Source organism: Bartonella sp. A1379B, from assembly GCF_002022485.1.
In the GTDB taxonomy this organism is placed as follows: domain Bacteria; phylum Pseudomonadota; class Alphaproteobacteria; order Rhizobiales; family Rhizobiaceae; genus Bartonella; species Bartonella rochalimae.
Genome location: NZ_CP019780.1, coordinates 1,109,774 through 1,132,397, shown reverse-complemented (window position 1 = coordinate 1,132,397; position 22,624 = coordinate 1,109,774). Strand labels below are relative to the sequence as shown.

General features: G+C 36.2%; 20 protein-coding genes and 2 tRNA genes. 9 read left to right on the top strand and 13 right to left on the bottom strand.

Features of this window, described 5'->3' with window-relative positions; translation table 11 throughout:
• Positions 1-56: 56 nt before the first annotated feature.
• A tRNA-Ser gene (locus BA1379B_RS04890) sits at positions 57-146 on the top strand.
• 1,060 nt (positions 147-1,206) lie between these two features.
• On the opposite strand, the gene BA1379B_RS04885 is transcribed toward BA1379B_RS04890, so the two are convergent.
• Entirely contained in the window at positions 1,207-1,788 is a 582-nt protein-coding gene (locus tag BA1379B_RS04885; RefSeq protein ID WP_035006835.1) for a hypothetical protein, read from the bottom strand.
• A 1,379-nt stretch (positions 1,789-3,167) separates the two neighbouring features.
• Between BA1379B_RS04885 and BA1379B_RS04870 the strand changes: the two genes are divergently transcribed.
• Complete coding sequence (locus BA1379B_RS04870; protein WP_078692452.1) at positions 3,168-5,072, top strand: hypothetical protein; 1,905 nt, start codon at positions 3,168-3,170, stop codon at positions 5,070-5,072.
• Between the two features lie 199 nt (positions 5,073-5,271).
• Here BA1379B_RS04870 and BA1379B_RS04865 read toward each other — a convergent pair.
• From BA1379B_RS04865 to BA1379B_RS04815, 9 genes are all read right to left on the bottom strand, one after another.
• Positions 5,272-5,353 (bottom strand) — tRNA-Leu (locus BA1379B_RS04865).
• A gap of 655 nt (positions 5,354-6,008) precedes the next feature.
• The gene (locus BA1379B_RS04860; protein WP_078692451.1) at positions 6,009-6,629 is read right to left on the bottom strand and encodes a 2,3-bisphosphoglycerate-dependent phosphoglycerate mutase; all 621 of its coding nucleotides are present in this window, start codon (positions 6,627-6,629) and stop codon (positions 6,009-6,011) included.
• 35 nt (positions 6,630-6,664) lie between these two features.
• Positions 6,665-7,471, bottom strand: coding sequence for a 4-hydroxy-tetrahydrodipicolinate reductase (gene dapB / locus BA1379B_RS04855; RefSeq protein ID WP_078692450.1), 807 nt, complete (start codon positions 7,469-7,471; stop codon positions 6,665-6,667).
• Positions 7,472-8,032: 561 nt separating this feature from the next.
• Entirely contained in the window at positions 8,033-8,725 is a 693-nt protein-coding gene (locus tag BA1379B_RS04845) for a glutathione S-transferase family protein (RefSeq protein ID WP_078673954.1), read from the bottom strand.
• 133 nt (positions 8,726-8,858) lie between these two features.
• The gene (gene yihA, locus BA1379B_RS04840; RefSeq protein WP_035006852.1) at positions 8,859-9,503 is read right to left on the bottom strand and encodes a ribosome biogenesis GTP-binding protein YihA/YsxC; all 645 of its coding nucleotides are present in this window, start codon (positions 9,501-9,503) and stop codon (positions 8,859-8,861) included.
• A complete protein-coding gene (gene yidC, locus BA1379B_RS04835) occupies positions 9,500-11,338 on the bottom strand; it encodes a membrane protein insertase YidC (protein WP_078692449.1) in 1,839 nt (612 codons plus the stop codon). Before yidC ends, yihA begins: the two co-directional genes overlap by 4 nt.
• A gap of 10 nt (positions 11,339-11,348) precedes the next feature.
• Positions 11,349-11,711 carry a ribonuclease P protein component gene (rnpA, locus tag BA1379B_RS04830; protein ID WP_035006856.1) on the bottom strand — a complete coding sequence of 121 codons (363 nt, stop codon included), beginning with the start codon at positions 11,709-11,711 and terminating at the stop codon, positions 11,349-11,351.
• Positions 11,712-11,815: 104 nt separating this feature from the next.
• Positions 11,816-11,950: a 50S ribosomal protein L34 gene (gene rpmH / locus BA1379B_RS04825; protein WP_078673950.1), complete on the bottom strand. Its 135-nt coding sequence runs from the start codon at positions 11,948-11,950 to the stop codon at positions 11,816-11,818.
• A 420-nt stretch (positions 11,951-12,370) separates the two neighbouring features.
• On the bottom strand, positions 12,371-12,628 hold the full coding sequence (locus tag BA1379B_RS04815; protein WP_236829042.1) for a hypothetical protein: 258 nt from the start codon (positions 12,626-12,628) through the stop codon (positions 12,371-12,373).
• 369 nt (positions 12,629-12,997) lie between these two features.
• Here BA1379B_RS04815 and BA1379B_RS04810 point away from each other — a divergent pair, with 369 nt between their 5' ends.
• From BA1379B_RS04810 to BA1379B_RS07095, 7 genes are all read left to right on the top strand, one after another.
• Entirely contained in the window at positions 12,998-14,098 is a 1,101-nt protein-coding gene (locus BA1379B_RS04810) for an Mrp/NBP35 family ATP-binding protein (RefSeq protein WP_035006860.1), read from the top strand.
• A 63-nt stretch (positions 14,099-14,161) separates the two neighbouring features.
• Positions 14,162-14,863 carry an orotidine-5'-phosphate decarboxylase gene (pyrF, locus tag BA1379B_RS04805; RefSeq protein ID WP_078692447.1) on the top strand — a complete coding sequence of 234 codons (702 nt, stop codon included), beginning with the start codon at positions 14,162-14,164 and terminating at the stop codon, positions 14,861-14,863.
• Between the two features lie 59 nt (positions 14,864-14,922).
• Complete coding sequence (gene rsmI / locus BA1379B_RS04800) at positions 14,923-15,831, top strand: 16S rRNA (cytidine(1402)-2'-O)-methyltransferase (RefSeq protein ID WP_078692446.1); 909 nt, start codon at positions 14,923-14,925, stop codon at positions 15,829-15,831.
• Positions 15,812-16,183 carry a YraN family protein gene (locus BA1379B_RS04795; RefSeq protein ID WP_078692445.1) on the top strand — a complete coding sequence of 124 codons (372 nt, stop codon included), beginning with the start codon at positions 15,812-15,814 and terminating at the stop codon, positions 16,181-16,183. Before rsmI ends, BA1379B_RS04795 begins: the two co-directional genes overlap by 20 nt.
• Before the next feature lie 91 nt (positions 16,184-16,274).
• Positions 16,275-16,520 carry a hypothetical protein gene (locus tag BA1379B_RS04790; protein WP_078673945.1) on the top strand — a complete coding sequence of 82 codons (246 nt, stop codon included), beginning with the start codon at positions 16,275-16,277 and terminating at the stop codon, positions 16,518-16,520.
• 268 nt (positions 16,521-16,788) lie between these two features.
• Complete coding sequence (locus BA1379B_RS04785; RefSeq protein ID WP_035006868.1) at positions 16,789-17,571, top strand: pyrroline-5-carboxylate reductase; 783 nt, start codon at positions 16,789-16,791, stop codon at positions 17,569-17,571.
• Between the two features lie 163 nt (positions 17,572-17,734).
• Entirely contained in the window at positions 17,735-18,922 is a 1,188-nt protein-coding gene (locus tag BA1379B_RS07095; RefSeq protein ID WP_078692444.1) for a flagellin N-terminal helical domain-containing protein, read from the top strand.
• A 277-nt stretch (positions 18,923-19,199) separates the two neighbouring features.
• Here the strand turns inward: BA1379B_RS07095 and BA1379B_RS04775 are convergent, their stop codons facing one another.
• From BA1379B_RS04775 to BA1379B_RS04765, 3 genes are read right to left on the bottom strand one after another with little or no spacing between them, the layout of a single operon-like run.
• Positions 19,200-20,861, bottom strand: coding sequence for an electron transfer flavoprotein-ubiquinone oxidoreductase (locus tag BA1379B_RS04775; protein ID WP_078692443.1), 1,662 nt, complete (start codon positions 20,859-20,861; stop codon positions 19,200-19,202).
• 3 nt (positions 20,862-20,864) lie between these two features.
• Entirely contained in the window at positions 20,865-21,794 is a 930-nt protein-coding gene (locus BA1379B_RS04770) for an electron transfer flavoprotein subunit alpha/FixB family protein (RefSeq protein WP_078692442.1), read from the bottom strand.
• A 51-nt stretch (positions 21,795-21,845) separates the two neighbouring features.
• Positions 21,846-22,592 (bottom strand): electron transfer flavoprotein subunit beta/FixA family protein, encoded by a 747-nt coding sequence (locus BA1379B_RS04765; RefSeq protein ID WP_035006877.1) that lies wholly within the window; start codon positions 22,590-22,592, stop codon positions 21,846-21,848.
• Positions 22,593-22,624 lie beyond the last annotated feature (32 nt).

The following is a 22,624-nucleotide window of genomic DNA, read 5'->3' as shown; positions in this document are numbered from 1 at the left end:
CATATATAGGATTTAAGCTTGCACGTTATTTCTCTACAGGTAGAGTGTAAGCCTTTGGAGAGGTGGCCGAGTGGTTGAAGGCGCACGCCTGGAACGCGTGTATATGGGAAACCATATCGAGGGTTCGAATCCCTCTCTCTCCGCCAAATATCAATAAAATCATGTGTTATCTAAAGGCTAGGGACTTTTGATCTTACTCTGTTTTTTCTGTCCTATCCTTCATTTTAAATGGCTTCTCTTTGTTTTCTTAGACATTTGCATGTAGGGCAATGCTATGCTCTCTTTTGTTTAATAAAGATTGCTTCCATTTCGGAAACTGTAACACCAACGTTAGCAGGACGTATTGCTGCTGATTTCTCATTCCTGAATTGATTTTAAATATCCACTGCATTGCCTGTTTTACGCAATAAATTGCCAAAACTTTCTTTAACGAGCTTATTTCCATTTTTCTCACGCATAAATATTTTATTTTCTAATAGAACCATTTTGTCAATTCAGTGTGCAGTACTCTGAATGCTCTACAGAAATATTTTTTGTAAAAGGTAAGAAGCTAAAAATAGTAGTCTTTGGTCTATAAAATTGAGAGAGCATATTTTACGTCTATAATAAAATTATGGAAAGTTTGAGGGGCAGTTATGCTTTCTATATTGCTTGCATTCCTTGATATTTTCATCTTGCTGAAGATATTAAAGGTGGTTTAGCGCTTGATAAGAGGCATTTGGTTATGAAATCATAGGTGTTTCTTAGCTAAACTTCTTGGTGAATTGTTGGCCAATATGATGTTTCAGCAGATTTTGCCGACGAGGATATAGAGTGGTTTGATGTTGAGTCTATTAATCGAGAACTTTTGTTAATAAAGCGGAGCAAAATCTGATCTATATAGCTTGATGCAGCTTCGGTTTATGATCAAAAAGGAATATTCCTCGTGCTGACTTTATCACCAGAGGCATTTTACATATATTACGAAAATACCAGTTATTTTTTCTATTGTAAGGGAGGAAGTTTTGATGAATATCAGATTTATTGTTTCATTTGTAGGAACAAGATTATAGACAATATAGGTGGTTCATTGTGATCAATCACGTGCTTTCGATATAGGAAGTCCATCGTGAAAAGAGTAGAAACAGGCTCCTCTGTGATTATCAATGAAGTCTTCATCAAGCTATCGATATTCCTTCATTTCTTTATGCATCTATATAAATGATGCTAAAAAGACTCCATTATATTATATACTCTTTGAATGTCAGTACAAAATTGCGGTACCTTTTTAATCAGTTCACCATAAGAAGGCATAGTAATTGCTGCATCTATTGTCGATATTAGATCTGCTATTTGTGTTTTTGGAGTCATGCCATTAGGAGAAGTAAGGAACTTTTTTGCATACTGAAACATTGGGTTTGTAAGTTCATTGGACGTTTTTTGCGCCAAAACGAAAATATTTTCTTTCCAGTTATAATTATAGCGTAGCGTGTGTATGTGTGTTGGTAAATTTGCCCATGCCATCTCTTTATTATAATCACCTTGTAATAAGTTTGCATAACGCCCACACAAAGTCATAAGTATGTGACGGTGGCGCACGGGATGAAATCTTGAAAAGAAATCATCGTAACCACGAGAGTATATATATTCTGATGCTTTTTGCATCTTGTCAGCATGTTCGGAATTTTCGTATTTTGTGCTCACATACTTTTCGTAGAGTGCATCATATTGATCTAAATTATCTACATTCGTACATCCAAATAATATGAAAGTAGATAATAAAATTATAAATCTGACGATGTGTATCATGATACTCCCCCTTTTTTCTATTACATAATCGATTCGTTTAGCTGATACAATTATGCGTAGTTAGCGTTTAGAGGGGTAAATTGAGATATAAACACAATGTTTAGTGTTTTGTGTTGATGTTGAGAGTATGCTTTATTTAGTATTGAATGACTTTATTCCATTTAATCGTGTTGTCTCTAAAACTGAGTGTATTGATTCTGTATTTCTTGCAAATACAGCTTTTTTATTATCTATAGGGTGTATTTCTGATATCAGAAATACACCTTAGACTCCAAAATACCCCTTAAGCGCAATCTGCCAAAAGCGGGACGTGGCCGTGTCAAAAGCATTCCGAATAATATTACGCATATTTTGAAAGAGGCCGTGATTAAAGCCGCTGAGAATGCAGAAAATAAAGAATGATGGTATTTCTTCATTTAGAAAAACAAGCTGTCAGTTGCAGAGTCGTTTATTTATCTCTTCTTGGCAAGGTTTTATCGTTACAGGTTATGGATAAAAATAGTTATGCTATAAAATGATAGGGTGTGTAGCAATAGCTTCTTTGTTTAATGATGACATGGCGAATTAAGATTGTTCTTAAGCTTATTCCTATTTTACAGGTAAGATATTGGTTTGTATAGCTTGGGGAGGTAGAGAATTGGGTAAGATCAGCTTCTTTGTTTGATAGCTGTTTAAAGAGCTGTCAGTTTATGATGGGTGGATTTCTGGCACTATTCTGTACGCTCGTTAGTTTTAGAATTCTCTTGATGAGAGTTTTTGGAAGAAATTAAATCTGCGGTAGAATCCTATGATTTTTAAAGGGCTTATTATAAGCGAGGTGAGTCATCGATTCAGTCGAAAGATGATCGTATAGATTTTCAGTTTTGTGGGTTTGATTGTAATGTCGCGGCTATCAAATTGATAGGTTGATTTTTGCGGAGTTGGGTTGATGAGATCGAGTCTGTTAAGGATACAGCTTGGTAAACGCTGATAGCAACTTTGCATGAAGAAGGAGAAGGATAACGTGCAGAGTTATGGAGCACATGGATCCTTTATGGGAATATGCTTCTGTTGAGAGACCGTTGCGCTTTTTCGAACGTGAGGCTGATGTGCATGCTGCATCTTGCCTCAGTGGATGTACAATTAAATATGCATTCTATACTGGCTCTTCTTTAATATATCTGGAGAGAAAAAACTTTATTGTTATCAGTCCAAATTTGGAAAGACGAATTTTAAAGCATAAAAAACAAAGTGAATACTTATTTCTGCAAAAAGATAGTTTACAAATAAGGTAATCAAGATTAATAAAAAACAGATTGATTATAATAAAGGCAGTTTTAAGCTCAAATTCGATTTTTGATTATTAATAAGTCGCCTTATACAATTTATTGAGGAAAGACATGGCAGAAAATTCAACTTTTAATCCTACATTTGAAGAAGAAAATGTTGTAACAAGTAAAATAACGAATTCTGTCGAAAGCCGAAAAGAAATTGGGAGGTTAGCAGAGCGTGTTTCTGGAGATCCGAAAATATTAGCTTCAGATCTAGATATGATACAGAGAAGTTTAGCTCTTGGTGAACGTGATGAACGAGATAAACGTTATATGGAGCATGTTGTTAAGTCTTTAAAAGCTCGATTAAAGGAAAAGTACCAAGTTGAAGACGATTCCAGTCTTTTTAAAGAAATTGATAATTATGTTAGTTTGGTTAGACAAGAACAGAATGAAAAAGTAGTTGCAGCAAAAAGTATAACGAGGAACTCTATTGAGAGTCGAAAAGAAATAGAGAGGTTATCAAAACGTGTTTCTGTGGATTCGGAGATATTAGCTTCAGATTTAGATATGATACAGAGAAGTTTAACTCTTGGTGAACGTGATGAACAAGATAAACGTTATATGGAGTATATTGTTAAGTCTTTAAAAGCTCGATTAAGGGAAGAGTATCAAGTTGAAGACGATTCCAGTCTTTTTAAAGAAATTGATAATTATGTTAGTTTGGTTAGACAAGAACAGAATGAAAAAGTAGTTGCAGCAAAAAGTATAACGAGGAACTCTATTGAGAGTCGAAAAGAAATTGAGAGGTTATCAAAACGTCTTTCCGGAGATTCGAAAGCTTCGAAAATATTAGCTTCAGATTTGGATATGATACAGAGAAGTTTAACTCTTGGTGAACGTGATGAACAAGATAAACGTTATATGGAGTATATTGTTAAGTCTTTAAAAGCTCGATTAAGGGAAGAGTATCAAGTTGAAGACGATTCCAGTCTTTTTAAAGAAATTGATAATTATGTCAGTTTTCTGAGACAAGAGCATAGTGAAAAGGTAGTTGCAGCAAATGAAAGTCGCAAAAAAATTGAGAGGTTATTAGAACGTCTTTCCGGAGATTCGAAAGCTTCGAAAATATTAGCTTCAGATTTGGATATGATACAGAGAAGTTTAACTCTTGGTGAACGTGATGAACAAGATAAACGTTATATGGAGCGTATTGTTAAGTCTTTAAAAGCTCGATTAAGGGAAAAGTATCAAGTTGAAGACGATTCCAGTCTTTTTAAAGAAATTGATAATTATGTCAGTTTTCTGAGACAAGAGCATAGTGAAAAGGCAGTTGCAGCAAAAAGTATAACAAGGAACTCTATTGAAAGTCGCAAAGAAATTGAGAGGTTATCAAAACGTCTTTCCGGAGATTCGAAAGCTTCGAAAATATTAGCTTCAGATTTGGATATGATACAGAGAGGTTTAGCTCTTGGTGAACATAATGGACGAGATAAAATTTATATGGAGCATATCATAAAGTCTTTAAAGAATCGATTAAAGGAAAGATATTACGTTAAAGAGAATTCCAGTCTTTTTAAAGAAATTGATAATTATGTTAGTTTGGTTAGACAAGAACAGAATGAAAAAGTAGTTGCAGCAAAAAGTATAACGAGGAACTCTATTGAGAGTCGAAAAGAAATTGAGAGGTTATCAAAACGTCTTTCCGGAGATTCGAAAGCTTCGAAAATATTAGCTTCAGATTTGGATATGATACAGAGAAGTTTAACTCTTGGTGAACGTGATGAACAAGATAAACGTTATATGGAGTATATTGTTAAGTCTTTAAAAGCTCGATTAAGGGAAGAGTATCAAGTTGAAGACAATTCCAGTCTTTTTAAAGAAATTGATAATTATGTTAGTTTTCTGAGACGAGAATATAGTGAAAACGGAGTAAAAATTTCTAGTCAAGCTGAGAGAAATGCCAACGTATCGGCAAATAGAGAACGCAGAGTTGGTAATTTCAAAGTAAAAATGCCTTCTTGTTTCAGGTAAAAATGTAAAATCCTACATTTTTTGTATTCATGGGGGGCAAATACTTTTATTTATTTCGATTTTAATAATCTAAAGCGTAATAATTCTTTAAATAAAAATTGATTTATAATATGCTTTATCAAAAGGTATTGCGAAATCTTATTTGCATCCCTTAAAATTAGTAAAAACAATAAGTTATATGTTGCTAAAAAGCACACGGTGCCCAAAAGAGGATTCGAACCTCCACGCCTTGCGGCACAGGTACCTGAAACCTGCGCGTCTACCAATTCCGCCATTTGGGCTATAAAATTCATCTAAGGTTATGAAATTCTTCTGTCAATGTCATTGCACTTAAATTTTGTCAAATCTTTCAAAAATAGTTTCATTTGCAGTCTCTTGGGGTAACTTTATATACTTTTTTAGATCTCTTATATTTTATGTGTTCTTGTAAAAATGAATTGAAAGATATGTATTTCATGAATTCTAAAATAGAGACCTGCTTCTACTTCAGAAATCAAATTCTTCAAGGGTATCAAGAAGAATGAAGCTGTGCAGAAAAGTACTAGAAATGCTTTGGAAATCGGTACAAGGTATTCTTAATATATTAGGAGATATTGATCTAGAAATTTTAAGTTTCGATTCTTTATTTTACAAACCCTTTTAGGATTTTATAGGTCAAATCAAACCTCTCTTTCACTAAGCAAGTCTAAAGTAATTGATAATAATTATAGGGATTTGCTCAAAATATTAGCATATCATTCAATAAAGCGAGACAAATTACAAAAATTATTAAGAAAACCAAAGAAGTGTGTCAGAAACGAAAATACTCCAAGTTCATTATTTAAAAACGATGGCTACGGTTTTTAAAAGTAAGGTTTATATTTTTTATAGTCATGGAGAGAGCTGTTATTGGACATATTCATTTGAAAGAATTTTCTCTATATGCATTTTAGGAGTTTAAGGCATAATGATTTCTTTTGATTTAATTGTTGAATCACTATTGAATTCATAAATAATAGGAATTCCGGTTTCTAATTCCTGCAACATGATTTCTTCATTATTGAGACCTTCAAGTGCCATAATAAGAGCACGAAGAGAATTACCGTGTGCTACGATAAGAACAGTTTGAGAACGTAAAATATGAGGTTGAATATGATGAAGATAATAGGGCCAAACACGTGCACCAGTATCGCGCAAACTTTCTCCATTAGGGGGAGCAATCGTGTAAGAACGACGCCAGATGTGCACTTGTTCGTCTCCCCATTTTTGACGTGCTTCATCTTTATTCAAGCCGGACAAATCACCGTAATCTCGTTCATTCAATGCTGTATTTTTCACTAAGTGAAGATTTGATTGCCCTAATTGTTCTAAAATATGCTCTGCAGTTTTTTGAGCACGCTGTAAGACAGATGTATAAGCAGTATCAAATTTAAATCCGGCTGCTTTTAAATTTTTCCCTGCTGTTATTGCTTCTTTATTGCCTTTTTCTGTCAACGCTGGATTTTTCCAGCCAGTGAAGCGATTTTCTAGGTTCCATTCGCTTTGTCCGTGACGAATTAATACAAGTGTGCGCCCCACGTTGAAATTCCTATAATGATTGTTGATTATGAAAATTAATCTTTTAATCCTAGAACATCAAGCATTGAATAAAGGCCATTTTTACGTTCTTTTGCCCATAGTGCTGCTTTTAATGCACCATAAGCAAAAATAGAACGTTTTTGCGCAAAGTGTGAAAGAACAATGCGTTCATTTAAACCTGCAAAAGTAACACTGTGATCGCCAATAACTGTTCCTCCTCGTGAGCAGATAAAGCCAATAGTGCCTTTTTTACGTTTACCTGTATAGCCATTGCGTTCGCTAATACTGACATCTTTAAGTGTAACATTGCGTCCTTTAGCTGCTGCATCGCCAAGAAGAATGGCAGTCCCAGAGGGAGCATCAACTTTTTCAGCATGATGCATTTCATAAATTTCAATATCAAAATCGTCAGCCTCTAACGCTTTAGCTGCTTTCTTTACAAGATTGGCTAAAAGATTAATGCCAAAACTCATATTTCCAGATTTGACAATGGTTGTGTGTTCTGCAAAGGCAGCAATTTGTTCTTCCTCTTTTTTATTAAATCCAGTCGTTCCAATAATGTGGATAAGACCTTTTTGGGCTGCATAATCTGCATAAATGATAGTAGCTGCTGGTTGAGAAAAATCTAAAATACACTCTGCCTTAGAAAAGGCCTCTTCAAAATCATCAGTGATGCGAATGTTCAGTGAGTTTGAACCAATCAATATGCTCGCATCTTTTCCTACAAAAGGTGATCCTTTGCGTACAATTGCAGCACTCAGTTTTACATCTTGCCTACCTTGGAGCGCTGTAATCAGTTCTCTTCCCATTTTTCCATTAGCACCAACGACTGCAAGGCGCATATTTTTCTCCTTATAATATTCTACTTTTAAATTATAGGCAAAGTTTCTTTTTTTTCAACTGTTTTTTTATTTATATAAGGATAAGGAAACATCTTTATATAGTGTTTTATTACAGATTGCTGAGTTATTTTTTCTCTTATTTTGTTATTTTAGTTGTTATAATGATACCCTAAATTTGCTTTTGAAAGATTATTATTTCCTTTTAAAAAAGGGAATCTTCATTTGATATTAAAGAGATAGAAGTTTCCAATCTTTTTAGAAAGAATGGTAGTGAAACAATGATGAGAGTTTCAGAGATAAGCTTTGCATAAAAGGTATAGGATTGTTTAAAGCGGATAGAATATTTATGTATTACAACGGATCTAAGCGAGAAAGTAATCTCTCGTTAATAATGAATATATGTTTTTCAATGATTGATTTGATTTATACTGTTGTTTTCATAAGCGCTTTTGTTGGAAAATTGAAGAAAAACTTTCTTTATATGAAGGCAGTTTTTAAGAATGGTATGCAATGGTTCAATAGATATCACTTTTAATAAAAGATTAGACTATATGCTTCTAGTTAAAAGTCGAGATCAGTATAATGAGAACTAGGCGCAATTCCCCGAATGCGATCCATTAAAAGAGGTCGAAAAGAAGGACGAGATTTAATTCGCGTATACCATTCACGAGCTGCAGGAAAAAGTTTCCAGTCAATTTCTGCTAAAAAGTCAAGTACTGAAATAGAAGCTGCAGCTGCTAAATCGGCATAAGATAGTTCAGATCCAGCAAGCCAATCACGGGATGCACAAAGCCACTCTAGGTAATTCATATGTGGCGGAATATTAGCGCGAGCATTGCGTAAAATTTGCGAGTTAGGTGCTCCACCACCAAGAGTTAATGGCATTTCACGTTTATAGATTCGTTCTCGTACAATATGGCGGGTCGCTTCATTTTCAAATTTGTTTAAAAACCACTCAACAAGGCGGCGTACTTCGGCTCGCTCTAAAGAAGTTTCGGGGAAAAATCTCTTTTCTTGCCGTAAACTACCACGTGTTTCGTCTAAATACTCGTAGATTACAATGGCACCTGATAATGGAACTTCACGTTCAGCAAGAAGGACTGGTAAATGTCCTGCTGGATTAAGTGCAAGAAACTCACTCCTCCTTGCCCATTCATGTTCTTCAATGAGTTGAGTAGCCACAACATATTCTTCAAGAACAATGCGTATAAAACGGGAAGCAGAAGAGAGAGGATAATGGAAAAGTGTTAGCATAATTTATACGATCAGATAAAGTCGATGGATTCTTTCAAATAATAAAATATTTTTATAAAAACGTTTGGCTATAAGCGCAAGACTATTAACCATTACTAGCTATATTTATAATACATTGATTAAAGATATATTGTTATGTAATGGCTTGTATAATAGCTGCGCGTAATTCTTCTAAACCAGAAGCTTTTTCCGCTGAAGTTACTAGAATTTCAGGATAAGCTGCTGGATGTTTAAGAAGTTTGGTTTTTGTCATTGTTATTAAAGCTTCAAGCGTATTGAATTTTATTTTATCACTTTTTGTTAAAACAATTTGATAAGAGACCGCTGCTTTGTCAAGGAGATTAAGGGTGTCAGTATCGTTTTTTTTTATTCCATGACGTGAATCAATCAAAACATAAACACGTTTGAGTGTTGTACGACCGCGTAAATAGTCAAAAATTAAATGTGTCCATGCATTAATGAGATTTTTTGGAGCTTCAGCAAAACCATAACCTGGCATATCTACAAATGCTACAGGAGGAAGATTGTGTGTTTGTTCATTAAAACCATCGGGTATGAAGTAATTTAATTCTTGGGTACGTCCTGGTGTATTAGACGTACGCGCTAAATTTTTTTGTTGAACTAATGCATTGATAAGAGAAGATTTTCCAACATTGGAGCGTCCTGCAAATGCAATTTCTGGTGGTCCTTCGGGTGGTAGAAATTTCATTGTAGGTACACCACGAATGAAAATCCAATTGCGGACAAAAAGTCCAGAAAGGTCAGGATATTGCGTCATTTGTTTATTTCTTTTTTAGAATCTTTTTGCACAATAGCTTTCAGATTATCAAAAAATTCAATTTTGACGCCTTGACATTTCATGATGATACTTTGCTGAATAATTGATAATATATTGTTCCATGCCCAATAGATGACAAGGCCAGCTGGGAAAGAAGCAAGCATAATGGTGAAGATAATCGGCATCCATCTAAAAACGATAACTTGTGTTGGATCTTGAGGAAGCGGATTCATCTGCATTTGTAGGAACATTGTTATCCCCATAATTAAAGGCCATGCTCCTAGAATAAGAAATGTTGGTACAGCATAAGGCAATAAGCCAAATAAATTAAAAATAGAAGTTGGATCAGGTGCTGCTAAGTCTTGAATCCACCCAAAGAAAGGTGCATGTCGCATTTCAATGGTAATATAAAGAACTTTATAGAGAGCAAAAAATATAGGGAATTGAATCAGTATGGGCCAGCAACCTGCAAAAGGATTAATTTTTTTAGTTTTATACAATTCTATGATTGCTTGTTGTTGTTTATTCCGATCATCTGCGTACTTTTCTTTAATTTCTAGCATCATTGGCTGTATAAGTTTTAGACGTGCTATAGACTTATAAGATTTATGAGCAAGTGGGAATAAAAGTATTTTTAAAAGTACTGTGATAAGAAGGATAGCAACCCCAAAATTTTCTGTATATTTATAAAGTATGTCAATAAGAGCAAACATCGGTTTGGTAATGAAATCGAACCAACCCCAGTCAATGAGAAGACTAAATTTATTAATTTTTAATTGATTTTGATAGTGATTAATGATTTCAACTCGCTTTGCACCAGCAAAAAGACGGTTGGTAATGGTTTTTGTTTCATGGGGTGGAACTGTTAAGAGCGCACTTTGCAGATCAGATTGATAATGGGTATTTAATCGATCAAAATAAACAAAACGGCTTGTATATTCTGTGTCTTGTGGAGGAATAACTGCTACAGCCCAGTATTTATCGGTTATACCAATCCACCCTCTTGTAATGTTAGGGAAAATCACACTTTTCTGACCATTTTGAGGATTAGGGCTAAGTTCTGCTAAAGCTGTATATTTTTCAGTTTTAAGCGAGTCACCGGCAATACCAATCATACCTTCATGAAGTAAATAGGTTGCATTTGTATCTTCTGGTGGAGCAGCGCGTGCAATTCGAGCATAAGACGAAAGATATACAGGGCTACTACTTTCATTGCTAATAGAATCTTTAATGGTAAACATGTAATGTTCATCGACTGAAAAAGTGCGGTGAAAAATTTGTCCCTGTCCATTATTATAGACTAAGGTGATGGGTGTTGAGGGTGTTAATGTTGTATTATCACCTTCAAGTTGCCATTTTGTATTGGATTGTGGCAAGGCCTGTGCTGGTAAGGATGAACTCGTAAAACCGAATTCAGCAAAATAAGTTGTTGGAAGCCCGTTAGGATTCAACAGAATAATTTCAGGTGATTTTTTATCTACTTTGAGGCGATATTTTTTGAGCAGAAGATCGTCAAATTTCCCACCAACAAGATTAATAGAGCCTTCAAGTTCATTGGTTTTGATCAAAACACGGTTTGTTTTGGCTAATTCTGCTTTACGGACTTCAGGTGTTATAGGACGATTGGCTACAGGTACTGTGTCATTTGTCGATGCATTATGAGAAAAATATGGATCATTTGTGGGAAGTGCTGCATTATGGTTTGATAATTTTTGTGTAGTTATTTTTGATTCTTGTAATTTTGCTTGTTGAGGAACAATGTACAAAAAATGCCATGCAACGAAAACCACAAAAGATAGCCCAATGGCGATAAAAAAATTACGATTATATTCCATCTATATTATCCTACTGCCGTTGTGTTTTTCGTTTTATTCGTCGGCTTAATTCATTAATGAGAGATGTGAAAGGTGCATGGAGAACATTACGATGGCCAATAATAACATAATCAGTTCCTGCTTCCATCTCATTTACTAGTCCAACTCGAACAGCTTCGCGCAGACGTCTTTTAATACGATTACGTTGGACAGCGTTGCCATTTTTTCGTGTGACAGCAAAGCCTACACGTGCGGTAAGAGGACCTTTGGTTTTTGCTGTTTGTTCACGGGGCTTTATTTCAAGTAAAAACAAAGGACCACGCCGCTTTTCTCCTGTGCGTGCAGCCAAAAAATCTACTCTCTTGCGAATGCGACAAGGGTGCTTTTGTTTCATATAAAAGATTCTTTGCAGTTTTGCTAAATGCTTATTCTATAAATCTGTATATTTGATCTTTATATACAAAAGCAAATATTCTGGTTCATTGGTGAAATTGATAATTAAGCAGATAGCCGCTTGCGACCACGAGCACGCCGAGCTGCAATAATTTTACGTCCACTAGCGGTTGCCATACGAGCACGGAAACCATGACGACGTTTACGAATAAGCTTAGAGGGTTGGTAAGTACGTTTCATTTATTTAAATACCGTGGTGTACGGCCCTTCTTGGTTCTATTATATACTTGATAAATAAATTCATTTATCAAAAATTTCTAAAGTGAACACCGTTTTCAATAAAAGAAAACATGAAAAAAGTCAATTGTAGAGTCTTTGTTAGAAATGTGAAAACAAACTGTTATTGAATGTGCATTGAGTTCGTCGTTTTATCGAGAAAATGATGATATAATTTGGATATGCAATAAATTCACGTGCATTTATAATGCGTCCTAAACGACCAAGAGTCGAGAGTTTAACAAGTTTTTCTACTTTTTCAGATAAAAGTTTATCAAATTTTAAGCAGCAGAAAGATTATCTTGTGCTCTTATTGACGTATCTTTTTGCGATCAGCATATGCTCTTTGTGTCCAAATAAGCTTCATAGATTATTTATTTCTATTTAGTTTACTTTGGTTGCTAGGCACCATTTTTCTGCTTCTGCTTTGAAGCCTTCAGAAGATATTATAGGGCCTGCATTAGTAGAATTTATTCTAAGTTGCACCTGTTTTCTAAACCATAAATTATGTGCACTTTTTTCTTTTTGTTCTTTTACAATATCACGCATGTAATCTCGCAACAGTTGTACATCAGATCTATCATATGCTTTTGCTGCTTTGGAAAATTTATTTTTTAGTCCATCATCAATGGGAAAGTTCACTGTTGTTTCAGTGATTTCACTCCTACGTTCTGTAGGACAATATAATTAAAATGTAACACATTAGAATATGATCAAAGAAAATGATCAATTATCCTATCATTAATTTATCTTCGTTTTTATATGATAATGAAAAATTGAAATAATTGAAATGTAAGATAAATTCTGTATTGTTTTTGTATTAAGAAAGAAGGATTTTATTTTTCATAGTTTTATATTTTAAAATTGTTTGTTTTCAAATTATCGGATGCATTGTGCTTTTGAATACAGTATCATTGTTTTTAATAAGAGAGAAATTAGGTAGGCGGTTAATTTGAAAATTTTTCATCCTTATTGCCGTATTATCTAGCATTTGTACAGAGAGGAAAGAGCGTGGTTTCTATTACACGCGAGGCAATCCGCAAAGAATTACATAAAGTTAAAGGCCCTAATTTTGAGAGTGATATTGTATCATTAGGACTTCTTTCAGAAATATTTATTGTTGATGGAAAGGTCTTCTTTTCGATTACTGTTCCTGATGGATGTCTGCAGGAATTTGAATCATTGCGTTGTACTGCTGAAGAAGTTGTGTCTGCTATGGAAGGCGTTAAAAGCGTTATAGTTACGCTTACAGCAGAAAAAAAATCGAAGACATTTTCTTCTCAGGTCAATAAAAATACAACTGTTCATGGGCCAAAACGTAAAGTAGGTGGTGCTTTACTCAGGAAGACACCGATAGAAGGTGTGCGACATGTCCTTGCAGTTGCTTCTGGAAAAGGAGGCGTTGGTAAATCTATAATGGCGATGAATATTGCATTAGCTTTACAAGATGCTGGTTTTAAAACGGGGTTAATGGATGCAGATATTTATGGTCCCTCTCTGCCACGTTTGACAGGACTTGTTAATCAACAACCAGAAATGATTCATGGTAAAAAGCTACAACCTCTTGAAAAATTTGGTCTCAAATTAATGTCGATGGGTTTTTTGATTGAAGAAGAAAAACCGATAGTATGGCGTGGGCCTATGGTAATGGCTGCGGTAACTCAATTACTGAGAGATGTTTTATGGGGGCCTCTTGATGTTTTGGTAGTTGATATGCCTCCAGGGACAGGAGATACGCAATTAACGCTTGTTCAACAGGTTCAGTTAACAGGGGCATTGATTGTTTCGACTCCACAAGATTTGGCTTTGATTGATGCGCGTAAGGCTATAGAAATGTTTATGAAAGTTGAAGTTCCTATTTTAGGGGTTATTGAGAATATGAGTTATTTTATTGCTCCTGATACTGGAAGACGCTATGATATTTTCGGTTATGGTGGAGCACGATCAGAAGCAGAAAGTCGGGGAATTCCTTTTTTGGCAGAAGTACCACTTGATCCAGTTTTACGATCTTCTTCAGATGATGGGGTGCCCATTTTTGTTGCTGATCCTGGAGGAGAACATGCCCAACTTTATCGTACAATAATTCACCAGGTGAAAGATAAACTTTCTTGAATTTTTATTTTTTCGTATGGTTCATTGAGACCGAATAATGATGAAACCTAAGGGAGTATTTTTATGAAAGCGACAGTGGATGGACGTCTTATTGTTGGGTTAGATGTTCCAGATATGAAGCAAGCAGAAAAAGTAGTTACACAATTAGGTGATTATATCAGTTTTTATAAAATTGGTTATCAATTTGTTTTTTCTGGAGGGATGGAATTCGTTAGAGATCTTATTCAAGCGCGAAAAAAAGTCTTTTTTGATATGAAACTCCTAGATATTGATTATACGATTGCGAAAGCTGTAGAAAATATTGCAAAATTGGGCGTTTCAATGCTAACGATTCATGCTTATCCAACAGCTATGCAAGCAGCTGTTTCAGCTGCTCAAGGAAGTGACTTATGTTTGTTGGGGGTGACGGTATTGACATCAATGGATGAAGTTGATCTGAAAAATGCCGGTTATAAAGAGAATATAGCAGATTTGACAGTTAAAAGAGCTGAACAAGCTCGAGAAGCAAGGATGGGTGGAATTGTTGCATCAGCCCGTGAAGCAGCCAATTTGCGGAAGATTATTGGAACTGATATGGCCTTAGTAACGCCAGGGATTCGTCCTGCAGGAAGTGATAAGGGTGATCAAAAACGTGTGATGACTCCGAGGGAAGCATTAGATGCTGGTGCAAGCCATCTTGTGGTAGCACGGCCGATTGTTCAGGCGATTAATCCTTTAGCTGCCGCTAAAGCAATTTTAGCAGAAATGGCTGGTCATCATCAGTGAAAGCTATCGGTGTAATCTTGTAGAATAAGAGAAGACCTAGGCTAGGATAAAGGAAGAGCATGAGTGAAAAGGCGTATTTTATAGGTTCTCACGCTTATTCTGCACCTGTTATGGAACAAGGGCTTTATTTGGTAGCAACCCCTATTGGCAATCTTGCAGATATAACCATTCGTGCTTTACAAGTTCTTGCAGGAGTTGATCTTTTAGCTTGTGAAGATACACGAGTAACGCGTATTTTATTGGATCATTATGGTATTCAGAGAAAACTCTTTCTTTATCATGAGCATAATGCACAAAAAGCACGATTGAAGTTGTTAGCAGCGTTGGCAGAAAATAAAACGGTGGCACTTGTATCAGATGCTGGAACTCCTCTTATTTCTGATCCTGGATTTAGATTGGTAGAAGAAGCACGGAAAGCAGGTCATAAAATTATTCCGATTCCTGGTGCATCAGCTCTTTTAGCAGCGCTTATAACGACAGGTCTTCCTACGGACAGTTTTTTCTTTGCAGGCTTTTTGAGTACAAAAAAAACGCAACGTCAGAAGCAGTTAGAACGATTAAAGGCTGTGCCTGCAACTTTAGTTTTTTATGAATCGCCTCACCGCCTTTTAGAAGCGTTACAAGATATGGTTCTTATTTTTACAGCTGATCGTCCAGCGGCCATATGTCGTGAATTAACCAAAAAATTTGAAACAGTGGATGTTTCTACTTTAGGAAATTTAGTTGAAAACTATCAAAAGAAAGATCGTATTCGTGGGGAAATTGTTGTACTGGTTGGAGAAGAAACCAATTCTTTCGAAGCAATAAGCCCTCATGAAATTGATAAGATATTGCTAGACTTAGCAGGTGTTCATCCTGCAGCCAAAGCGGCTGCTTTAGCTGCAAAAAAAACAGGGTATAAAAAACAGGAACTTTTTCAGCGTTTAACTCTTTTAAAGGGAAAAAGAGATGAATCAACAAAAACGTAGACGAGTCTCTTTTTATTGGGGTATTCGTGCAGAAAAATTGGCAGCTTGGTGGTTGCATTTGAAAGGATTTCGTATTGTTCAAAGGCGTTTTAAAACAAAATGTGGTGAAATTGATTTAATAGCAAGACGTGGAAATCTTGTTTTAATTGTTGAAGTTAAAGCACGTTCAACATTGGCTGAAGCAATGACTGCTGTTTGTCGAACAAGTGAAAAGCGTATTGAGGCGACAGCTGATATTTGGCTTGCTCAACAAAAGGATCGTTCCCTTTTATGTGTGCGTTTTGATTTGATTGCAATTTTGCCATGGTGTTGGCCTCATCATGTGCCGGCATTTTTTGAGCCTTCTCAATAAATATATTTCACCATAGTTGCCAAAGCTATTCTGTCTTATATGCCTATAGACTGAGAGAGAAGAAGAGATATTTCTCAAGATGAGGACAAGTATGGATGATTATGAAAAGTTTGCAACGGGATTACTCGTTGTTTTTGGAATGCTGATTATTAGTGGTTTAATGGCAGCGCATATTGTGGCTATGAATAAACCGGGCTTTTTGTTTGCATTATTGGCGGCTATTATTGGTTGGTTTTCTGCTTTTTCAATTTTATTAGATAAACCTAAAATTTATTTAGGAATGATTATTCTTGCTATTTTATCTGTTGCTGCTTCTATTGGCTATTATATTCAATGAAACAGATCACGCTAAAGTGATTTTTATGTGTATGCTCGCCTATCTGTTAGGATGCATTGTATACACAGATAAGAGATTTTTAAAGATAGGAACAGAAAAAGAGTATGTTCATTTTTTCATCACGCTATAATGTTTAGATTAAGCTATAGAGGTTTTTATAGAACAAAGTTTGTTTTCGAAGAAATGATCTATTTTTATTGGAAAGAACTTTGCGTGAATCTTGGGTAGTAATAAGCTTTATTTATGATGACGAGGATGAGAAATAGAAATGAGAATTGGTTTTCTTGGGACAGGTACAATTAGTGCTGCAATGGTGGATGGTTTAATGGCAAGTACTTTTGATGTACAGTCAATTATCGTTTCTCCGCGTAATGCACAGAGGGCAAAGCATCTTGCGCGTATGTATGAGAAGGTGACAATTGCAGAAAATAACCAAAAATTATTGGACGTGAGTGATTGTGTTTTTCTGTGTTTGCCCAATCAAGTTGCAGAAGAGGTCTTACGTAGTCTTTCTTTTCGTTCGAATCAGCTTGTTGTGTCTGTTCTTGCGATGGCGCCAATGGCAGAAGTTGAGGAATGGATCAATCATAAAGTTTATCGTGCTGTTCCTTTGCCTTTTATTGCAGAATGCAAAAATGTAACGCCATTCTATCCGGACCATCCGTTTTTACGCACGATGTTTAATGCGTTAGGGCGCGCGCTCGTCCTTCATGAAGAAAATCAGTTTAATCTTTTCATGACGGCAGGCTCATTGATGGGGGTTTATTTTAATTTTATAGAAACAGCGCATCAGTGGTTGGTAAACAAGGGATTAGATCCGCTTTATTCAGCAAATTTTCTTGCCATGATGTTTGGTAATCTTTCCGATGAAATGCGCAAGCAAATAGAAGACAATCATTCAACAGCTGTTAATTTTTCTTCCTTTGAAAGAGAGTTTTCAACGAAAGGAGGAACCAATGAATTTTTATCAAATTGCTTTTCTCATCATGGTGGGCAACATGCTTTAACAATGGCTCTTGAGAAAACTTTGCAAAAAATAAAAGCTTGTTGATAAACTCAATAAAAACTTGATTAATCATTTTTTATTTGATACCAATAGCCGCAGTGATAGGTTGAATTCTATTTTATTTATTCAATAGGCATGATGTCGCTCTGTCACTCGCTGCGTAGAACAGCATGTCCCTTTTTTATTTTTTCGTTATGGGGACGATATTATGGGTACAAGTTTACTTACAAATAAATCTGCAATGACTGCATTGCAAACTTTACGTAACATTGATGCTAACTTAGATCGCTCGAAAGATCGCGTTTCGACAGGATTGCGTATCAACAATGCTTCTGAAAACACTGCATATTGGTCGATTTCATCAATGATGAGACATGACAGTAACACGATGAGTGCTATTGTAGATGCAATTAATCTGGGTAAAGAACAAGTTGGTATTGCTGATACAGCAATTGGTCTTACCAAAGAAGCTCTTGATGATATTCAAAAATCAATGGTTTCTGCTCGTGAAAAGGGTAGCGATGACATTTCTAAGATTCAAGACTCTGTTATAGGAAATATGAAAAATATTTCTAATGCAGTTCAATCAGCTTCTTTTGGTGGAAAGAATATTCTCTCCAATGGAGGTCAGACTGTTGGTATGGCAGGAGGGTATCGTCGTGAAGGTACCGCTGTTTATGTTGATATGATTGATGTTGGTGGTCCAGAATTGAATTTTGGTGTTATTGGTCCTGATGGTGCGATTGATATGACTCAAGGTGTCTTGTCAGGTATCTTTGGAACCAGTGAAGGAGATGCCATTGAGAAGGGAATTGAAACCTTCGGTACTGCGCATACTAAGTTTAAGGAATTAGAAGATGTTGCAGTGAAGGCAAAGACTGCTCTTGCTAAGGCAGAAGCTGTGCTTGCTGCCAATCCTGAGGATGAGGCTGCTAAAAAGGCTGTACAAGACGCTAAAAAGGCTGTAGAAGACGCTGATAAGAAGGTGGGTGAGGGCAAAAAAGAATACGATAAAGCAAAAGGTGTATTCCAAAGTGTGCTTCGTGGTATGACTTTAGCTGATTTTACTGGATTGAAAGGTCTGGGTGAGTTGCACTCAGATATACAACGTATGATTTTGACGAGCGTTCAGAATACAGTGCGTGATGCAGTTAATGTAACTTTGACTGCAGGTTCTAAAATTGGAGCTGCTGTTAATTTGGTGAATATTCAGTTAAACTTTGTTAAAAAGTTGCTTGATAATATTGAAGTAGGTATTGGTGCACTTGTTGATGCTGATATGAATGCAGAATCTGCTAAATTGGCTGCTTTGCAAGTTCAGCAACAGCTTGGTATTCAGGCTCTTTCCATAGCTAATCAAGGAAGTCAGAATATTTTAGCTTTGTTTCGTAATTAGTAATTCATTGAGTAGAGTTTAGTAAATGTAGAGTAGAAAGGCCATGCACTGCATGGCCTTTTTTATGTCTTTTAAAGAGAGACAATAATGAAGTTGGGTTGATTACGAGCACTTATCTAAAGCTTATATTTGAAGATATGATGTACAATGTTATTCGCTTTGTTTTAGGAATTGAGTTTATCAATCTTGCACTATTAAAAATATTAAGAATTTTTTTGAATAAAATGCATTCTTAATTGAATTTAGAATATCCAATTTTTCTGGCAGAGATCTTTCATTACATATTTTTATAAATAGGTCCTTCATTTCCCTGTGGACAGGTCCAATGGATATTTTGATTAGGATCTTTTATATCGCAAGTTTTGCAATGTATGCAGTTTGAAGCATTAATCATATAAGTTTCATGATCATCCTGTTTGATCCATTCATAGACGGCGGCAGGACAGTAGCGTGTTGAAGGACCTCCATAGATTGCATATTCAGAGTTTTTTTGTTTTTCTATGGAAATTATTTTGAGATGGCAAGGTTGGTTCTTTTCGTGGTGTGTATTTGAAAGAGCGACACTAGAAAGACGATCAAAGGTTACAATACCATCTGGTTTAGGATAAGCAATAGGATAAAATTTTTCTTCGGGTTCAAGACATGCATAATCTTCTTTTCCATGAGGAAGTGTTTTAAATAAAGAAAAACCGAAAAATTGTTGCCACCATAAATCAAGACCCGCTAGCATGATACCATATTTTGTCCCGTATTTTGTCCAGAGTGGTTTAACATTCCGGACTGTATAAAGATCTTTGCCAATAGGACCTTTGCGCCAGTGGTCTTCAATTTCTGTAACTTCATCATGGGCCCGACCTTGGGTAAGAGCTGTGGCGATTTTTTCAGCTGCTAATATCCCAGATAATATAGCATTATGTGAACCTTTGATACGGGGTACATTGACGAAACCGGCAGAACAGCCAATCAGCGCTCCACCAGGAAAGGTGAGTTTTGGAACAGATTGCCATCCTCCTTCACTGATGGTGCGAGCACCATAAGCAAGACGTTTTGCACCTTTAAAAAGCTCATAGAGTTTAGGATGCGTTTTAAAACGTTGAAACTCTTCAAAAGGAGAGAGATAAGGATTTTTATAATCCAAATGCACAACAAAACCAACAGAAACCAAATTTTCTGCCTGGTGGTAGAGGAAGCCTCCACCACCAGTATAATTATCCAATGGCCAACCGGCAAAATGTTGAATTAAACCAAGTTTGTGCTTTTGAGGATCAATTTCCCATAATTCTTTAAGTCCGAGACCAAATTTTTGTGGTTCCCTCTCTTTGCTGAGATTAAATTTTTGTATAAGTTTCTTAGCAAGGGAGCCACGTACTCCTTCTGCAATGAGGGTATATTTTGCCAATAGAGCTGTACCTGGTATATAATTTGTTCCAGGAGTTCCATCTTTTTCAATACCCATATCTGATGTAAGGATACCAATAACAGCTCCATGATCATTGCAGAGAATATCGGATGCTGGAAAGCCAGGATAAATTTCAACGCCCAATTCTTCAGCTTTTTTGCTTAGCCAACGACAGACAGTTCCGAGCGAAACAATATAGCATCCATTATTTGATAAAATTGGAGGGCGGAGAATATTGGGAAATATTTGGGCATTTTTTGATGTAAGTAGAAAAAATTGATCTCTACTGATCGGTGTTGTGAAAGGGTGATTTTGTTCGTTTCTCCATTCTGGCAAAAGTGTATCGATTCCAATGGGATCAATCACTGCTCCTGACAAAATATGTGCTCCGATTTCTGTGCTTTTTTCAAGTATTATAATAGAAAGTTCAGGATTGATCTGTTTTAGACGGATAGCAGCAGAAAGTCCTGCTGGCCCTCCACCTACGATAACAATATCGCATTCTATTGTTTCACGCTGGGTATGTCTCTCTGCACTCATGATTTACAAAGCTTTTTCCAGTTCAGGAATAATATGATGAAGATCACCTACAAGAACGTAATCAGCAATATGCATAATGGGTGCTTCCTCATCATTATTAATAGCAACAATGGTTTGCGCATCCATTATTCCCGCTAGATGTTGGATAGCACCAGAGATACCAATAGCAATATAGAGCTTAGGAGCAACGACTTTTCCTGTTTGTCCGATTTGCCAATCATTAGGGGCATAGCCTGCATCGACGGCTGCTCGGCTTGCTCCTAAGGCAGCACCGAGCTTGGTTGCAAGCGGTAAAAGGAGTGCTTTAAACTGTTTTTCCGAACCGAGACCTCGTCCACCTGATACAATAATACGTGCTGACGTAAGATCTGGACGATCACTTTTGTTTATTTCTTCTTTGACAAAGAAAGAAAGATTTGGATGAGGAGCTGGTATTATTGTTTTAATAGGGGCAACATTTCCTTTAGGTGTTGGCGGGAAAGAAGCTGTACGCACTGTTATAATTTTTTGACGATCATTTGTACGTACAGTTTCAATAGCATTACCAGCATATATTGGTCGCTTGAAGGTATCAGGTGAGACAACAGCGATAATGTCTGAAATTTGCATGAGATCAAGAAGAGCAGCGACGCGCGGCATGACATTTTTTCCAGTGGTTGTTGAAGCTGCCATGATCACGTCATAAGCAGGTGCTTGTTCAACAATTGTCGCTGCCATGGGTTCAGCTAATTGATATGCTAAATAGTCAGCTTCGGCGACAAGTACCTGTCGAACGCCAACCAATTGAGCACATTGTTCTGCAACAGCATGAACTTTCATACCACAAACAAGAATGTCGATATCATTCCCAATGGATTGAGCAGCAGTGAGAGCTTTCGCTGTTTCTTCTGCTAAGGAATGATTATTGTGTTCAGCTAATAAAAGAATTGCCATAAGTTGTTGCCCTTTTATGCGTTATTACTTTTGATCATTTGTTAGCGCATTTTAAATGCAATTTGTTTTTTTGAGTGCACTAATAAGTTCAGTGACATTTGCTACTTTTATACCAGCTTGACGGGGTTTGGGTTCTTCAACACTGAGCGTTGTGAGACGCTTTTGCGTATCGACACAAAGATGAGCAATATCCTTTTGTTCAATGGGTTTCTTTTTAGCTTTTATAATATTAGGCAGGGAGGTATAGCGTGGCTCATTAAGCCGTAAATCAACAGTCATAACCATGGGAAGAGGAAGGCAAATAGTTTGTGTGCCGTTATCTACTTCTCGGGTGATTTGAGCTTGTCCATTTTCTATATTTAAATATGAAGCGAAAGTTGCTTGTCCCCAACCAAGAAGGCCTGCGAGCATTTGGCCAGTTTGATTGCATTCATCATCAATGGCTTGTTTCCCTAAAAAGACCATATCTGGTTTTTCTTCAAGAATAATAACTTTTAAAGTTTTAGCAATTGCTAAGGGTTCGAGTATTTCATCAGTTTTTACGAGAATAGCGCGATCTGCTCCCATTGCAAGTCCTGTTCGTAAGGTTTCTTGCGCTGCCTCTGGCCCAATTGAAACAAGAATAATTTCTGAAATTTTTCCAGCTTCTTTTTGTCGAATTGCTTCTTCTACAGCGATTTCATCAAAAGGGTTCATAGACATTTTAACATGGGATAAATCAACACCTGTGCTATCAGATTTAACACGTATTTTGATATTGTGATCAATAACACGTTTGACAGCGACAATTATTTTCATGATGATCCTCTTTGTTTATATGCCTATGAGTT

What these genes read in the sequence shown, in the direction of transcription:
- BA1379B_RS04885 (WP_035006835.1), bottom strand. Translation starts at nt 1,788, where the DNA reads ATGATACACATCGTCAGATTTATAATTTTATTATCTACTTTCATATTA.
- BA1379B_RS04870 (WP_078692452.1), top strand. Translation starts at nt 3,168, where the DNA reads ATGGCAGAAAATTCAACTTTTAATCCTACATTTGAAGAAGAAAATGTT.
- dapB (WP_078692450.1), bottom strand. Translation starts at nt 7,471, where the DNA reads ATGCGCCTTGCAGTCGTTGGTGCTAATGGAAAAATGGGAAGAGAACTG.
- BA1379B_RS04845 (WP_078673954.1), bottom strand. Translation starts at nt 8,725, where the DNA reads ATGCTAACACTTTTCCATTATCCTCTCTCTTCTGCTTCCCGTTTTATA.
- yihA (WP_035006852.1), bottom strand. Translation starts at nt 9,503, where the DNA reads ATGACGCAATATCCTGACCTTTCTGGACTTTTTGTCCGCAATTGGATT.
- yidC (WP_078692449.1), bottom strand. Translation starts at nt 11,338, where the DNA reads ATGGAATATAATCGTAATTTTTTTATCGCCATTGGGCTATCTTTTGTG.
- rnpA (WP_035006856.1), bottom strand. Translation starts at nt 11,711, where the DNA reads ATGAAACAAAAGCACCCTTGTCGCATTCGCAAGAGAGTAGATTTTTTG.
- rpmH (WP_078673950.1), bottom strand. Translation starts at nt 11,950, where the DNA reads ATGAAACGTACTTACCAACCCTCTAAGCTTATTCGTAAACGTCGTCAT.
- pyrF (WP_078692447.1), top strand. Translation starts at nt 14,162, where the DNA reads ATGAAAGCGACAGTGGATGGACGTCTTATTGTTGGGTTAGATGTTCCA.
- rsmI (WP_078692446.1), top strand. Translation starts at nt 14,923, where the DNA reads ATGAGTGAAAAGGCGTATTTTATAGGTTCTCACGCTTATTCTGCACCT.
- BA1379B_RS04795 (WP_078692445.1), top strand. Translation starts at nt 15,812, where the DNA reads ATGAATCAACAAAAACGTAGACGAGTCTCTTTTTATTGGGGTATTCGT.
- BA1379B_RS04790 (WP_078673945.1), top strand. Translation starts at nt 16,275, where the DNA reads ATGGATGATTATGAAAAGTTTGCAACGGGATTACTCGTTGTTTTTGGA.
- BA1379B_RS04785 (WP_035006868.1), top strand. Translation starts at nt 16,789, where the DNA reads ATGAGAATTGGTTTTCTTGGGACAGGTACAATTAGTGCTGCAATGGTG.
- BA1379B_RS07095 (WP_078692444.1), top strand. Translation starts at nt 17,735, where the DNA reads ATGGGTACAAGTTTACTTACAAATAAATCTGCAATGACTGCATTGCAA.
- BA1379B_RS04775 (WP_078692443.1), bottom strand. Translation starts at nt 20,861, where the DNA reads ATGAGTGCAGAGAGACATACCCAGCGTGAAACAATAGAATGCGATATT.
- BA1379B_RS04770 (WP_078692442.1), bottom strand. Translation starts at nt 21,794, where the DNA reads ATGGCAATTCTTTTATTAGCTGAACACAATAATCATTCCTTAGCAGAA.
- BA1379B_RS04765 (WP_035006877.1), bottom strand. Translation starts at nt 22,592, where the DNA reads ATGAAAATAATTGTCGCTGTCAAACGTGTTATTGATCACAATATCAAA.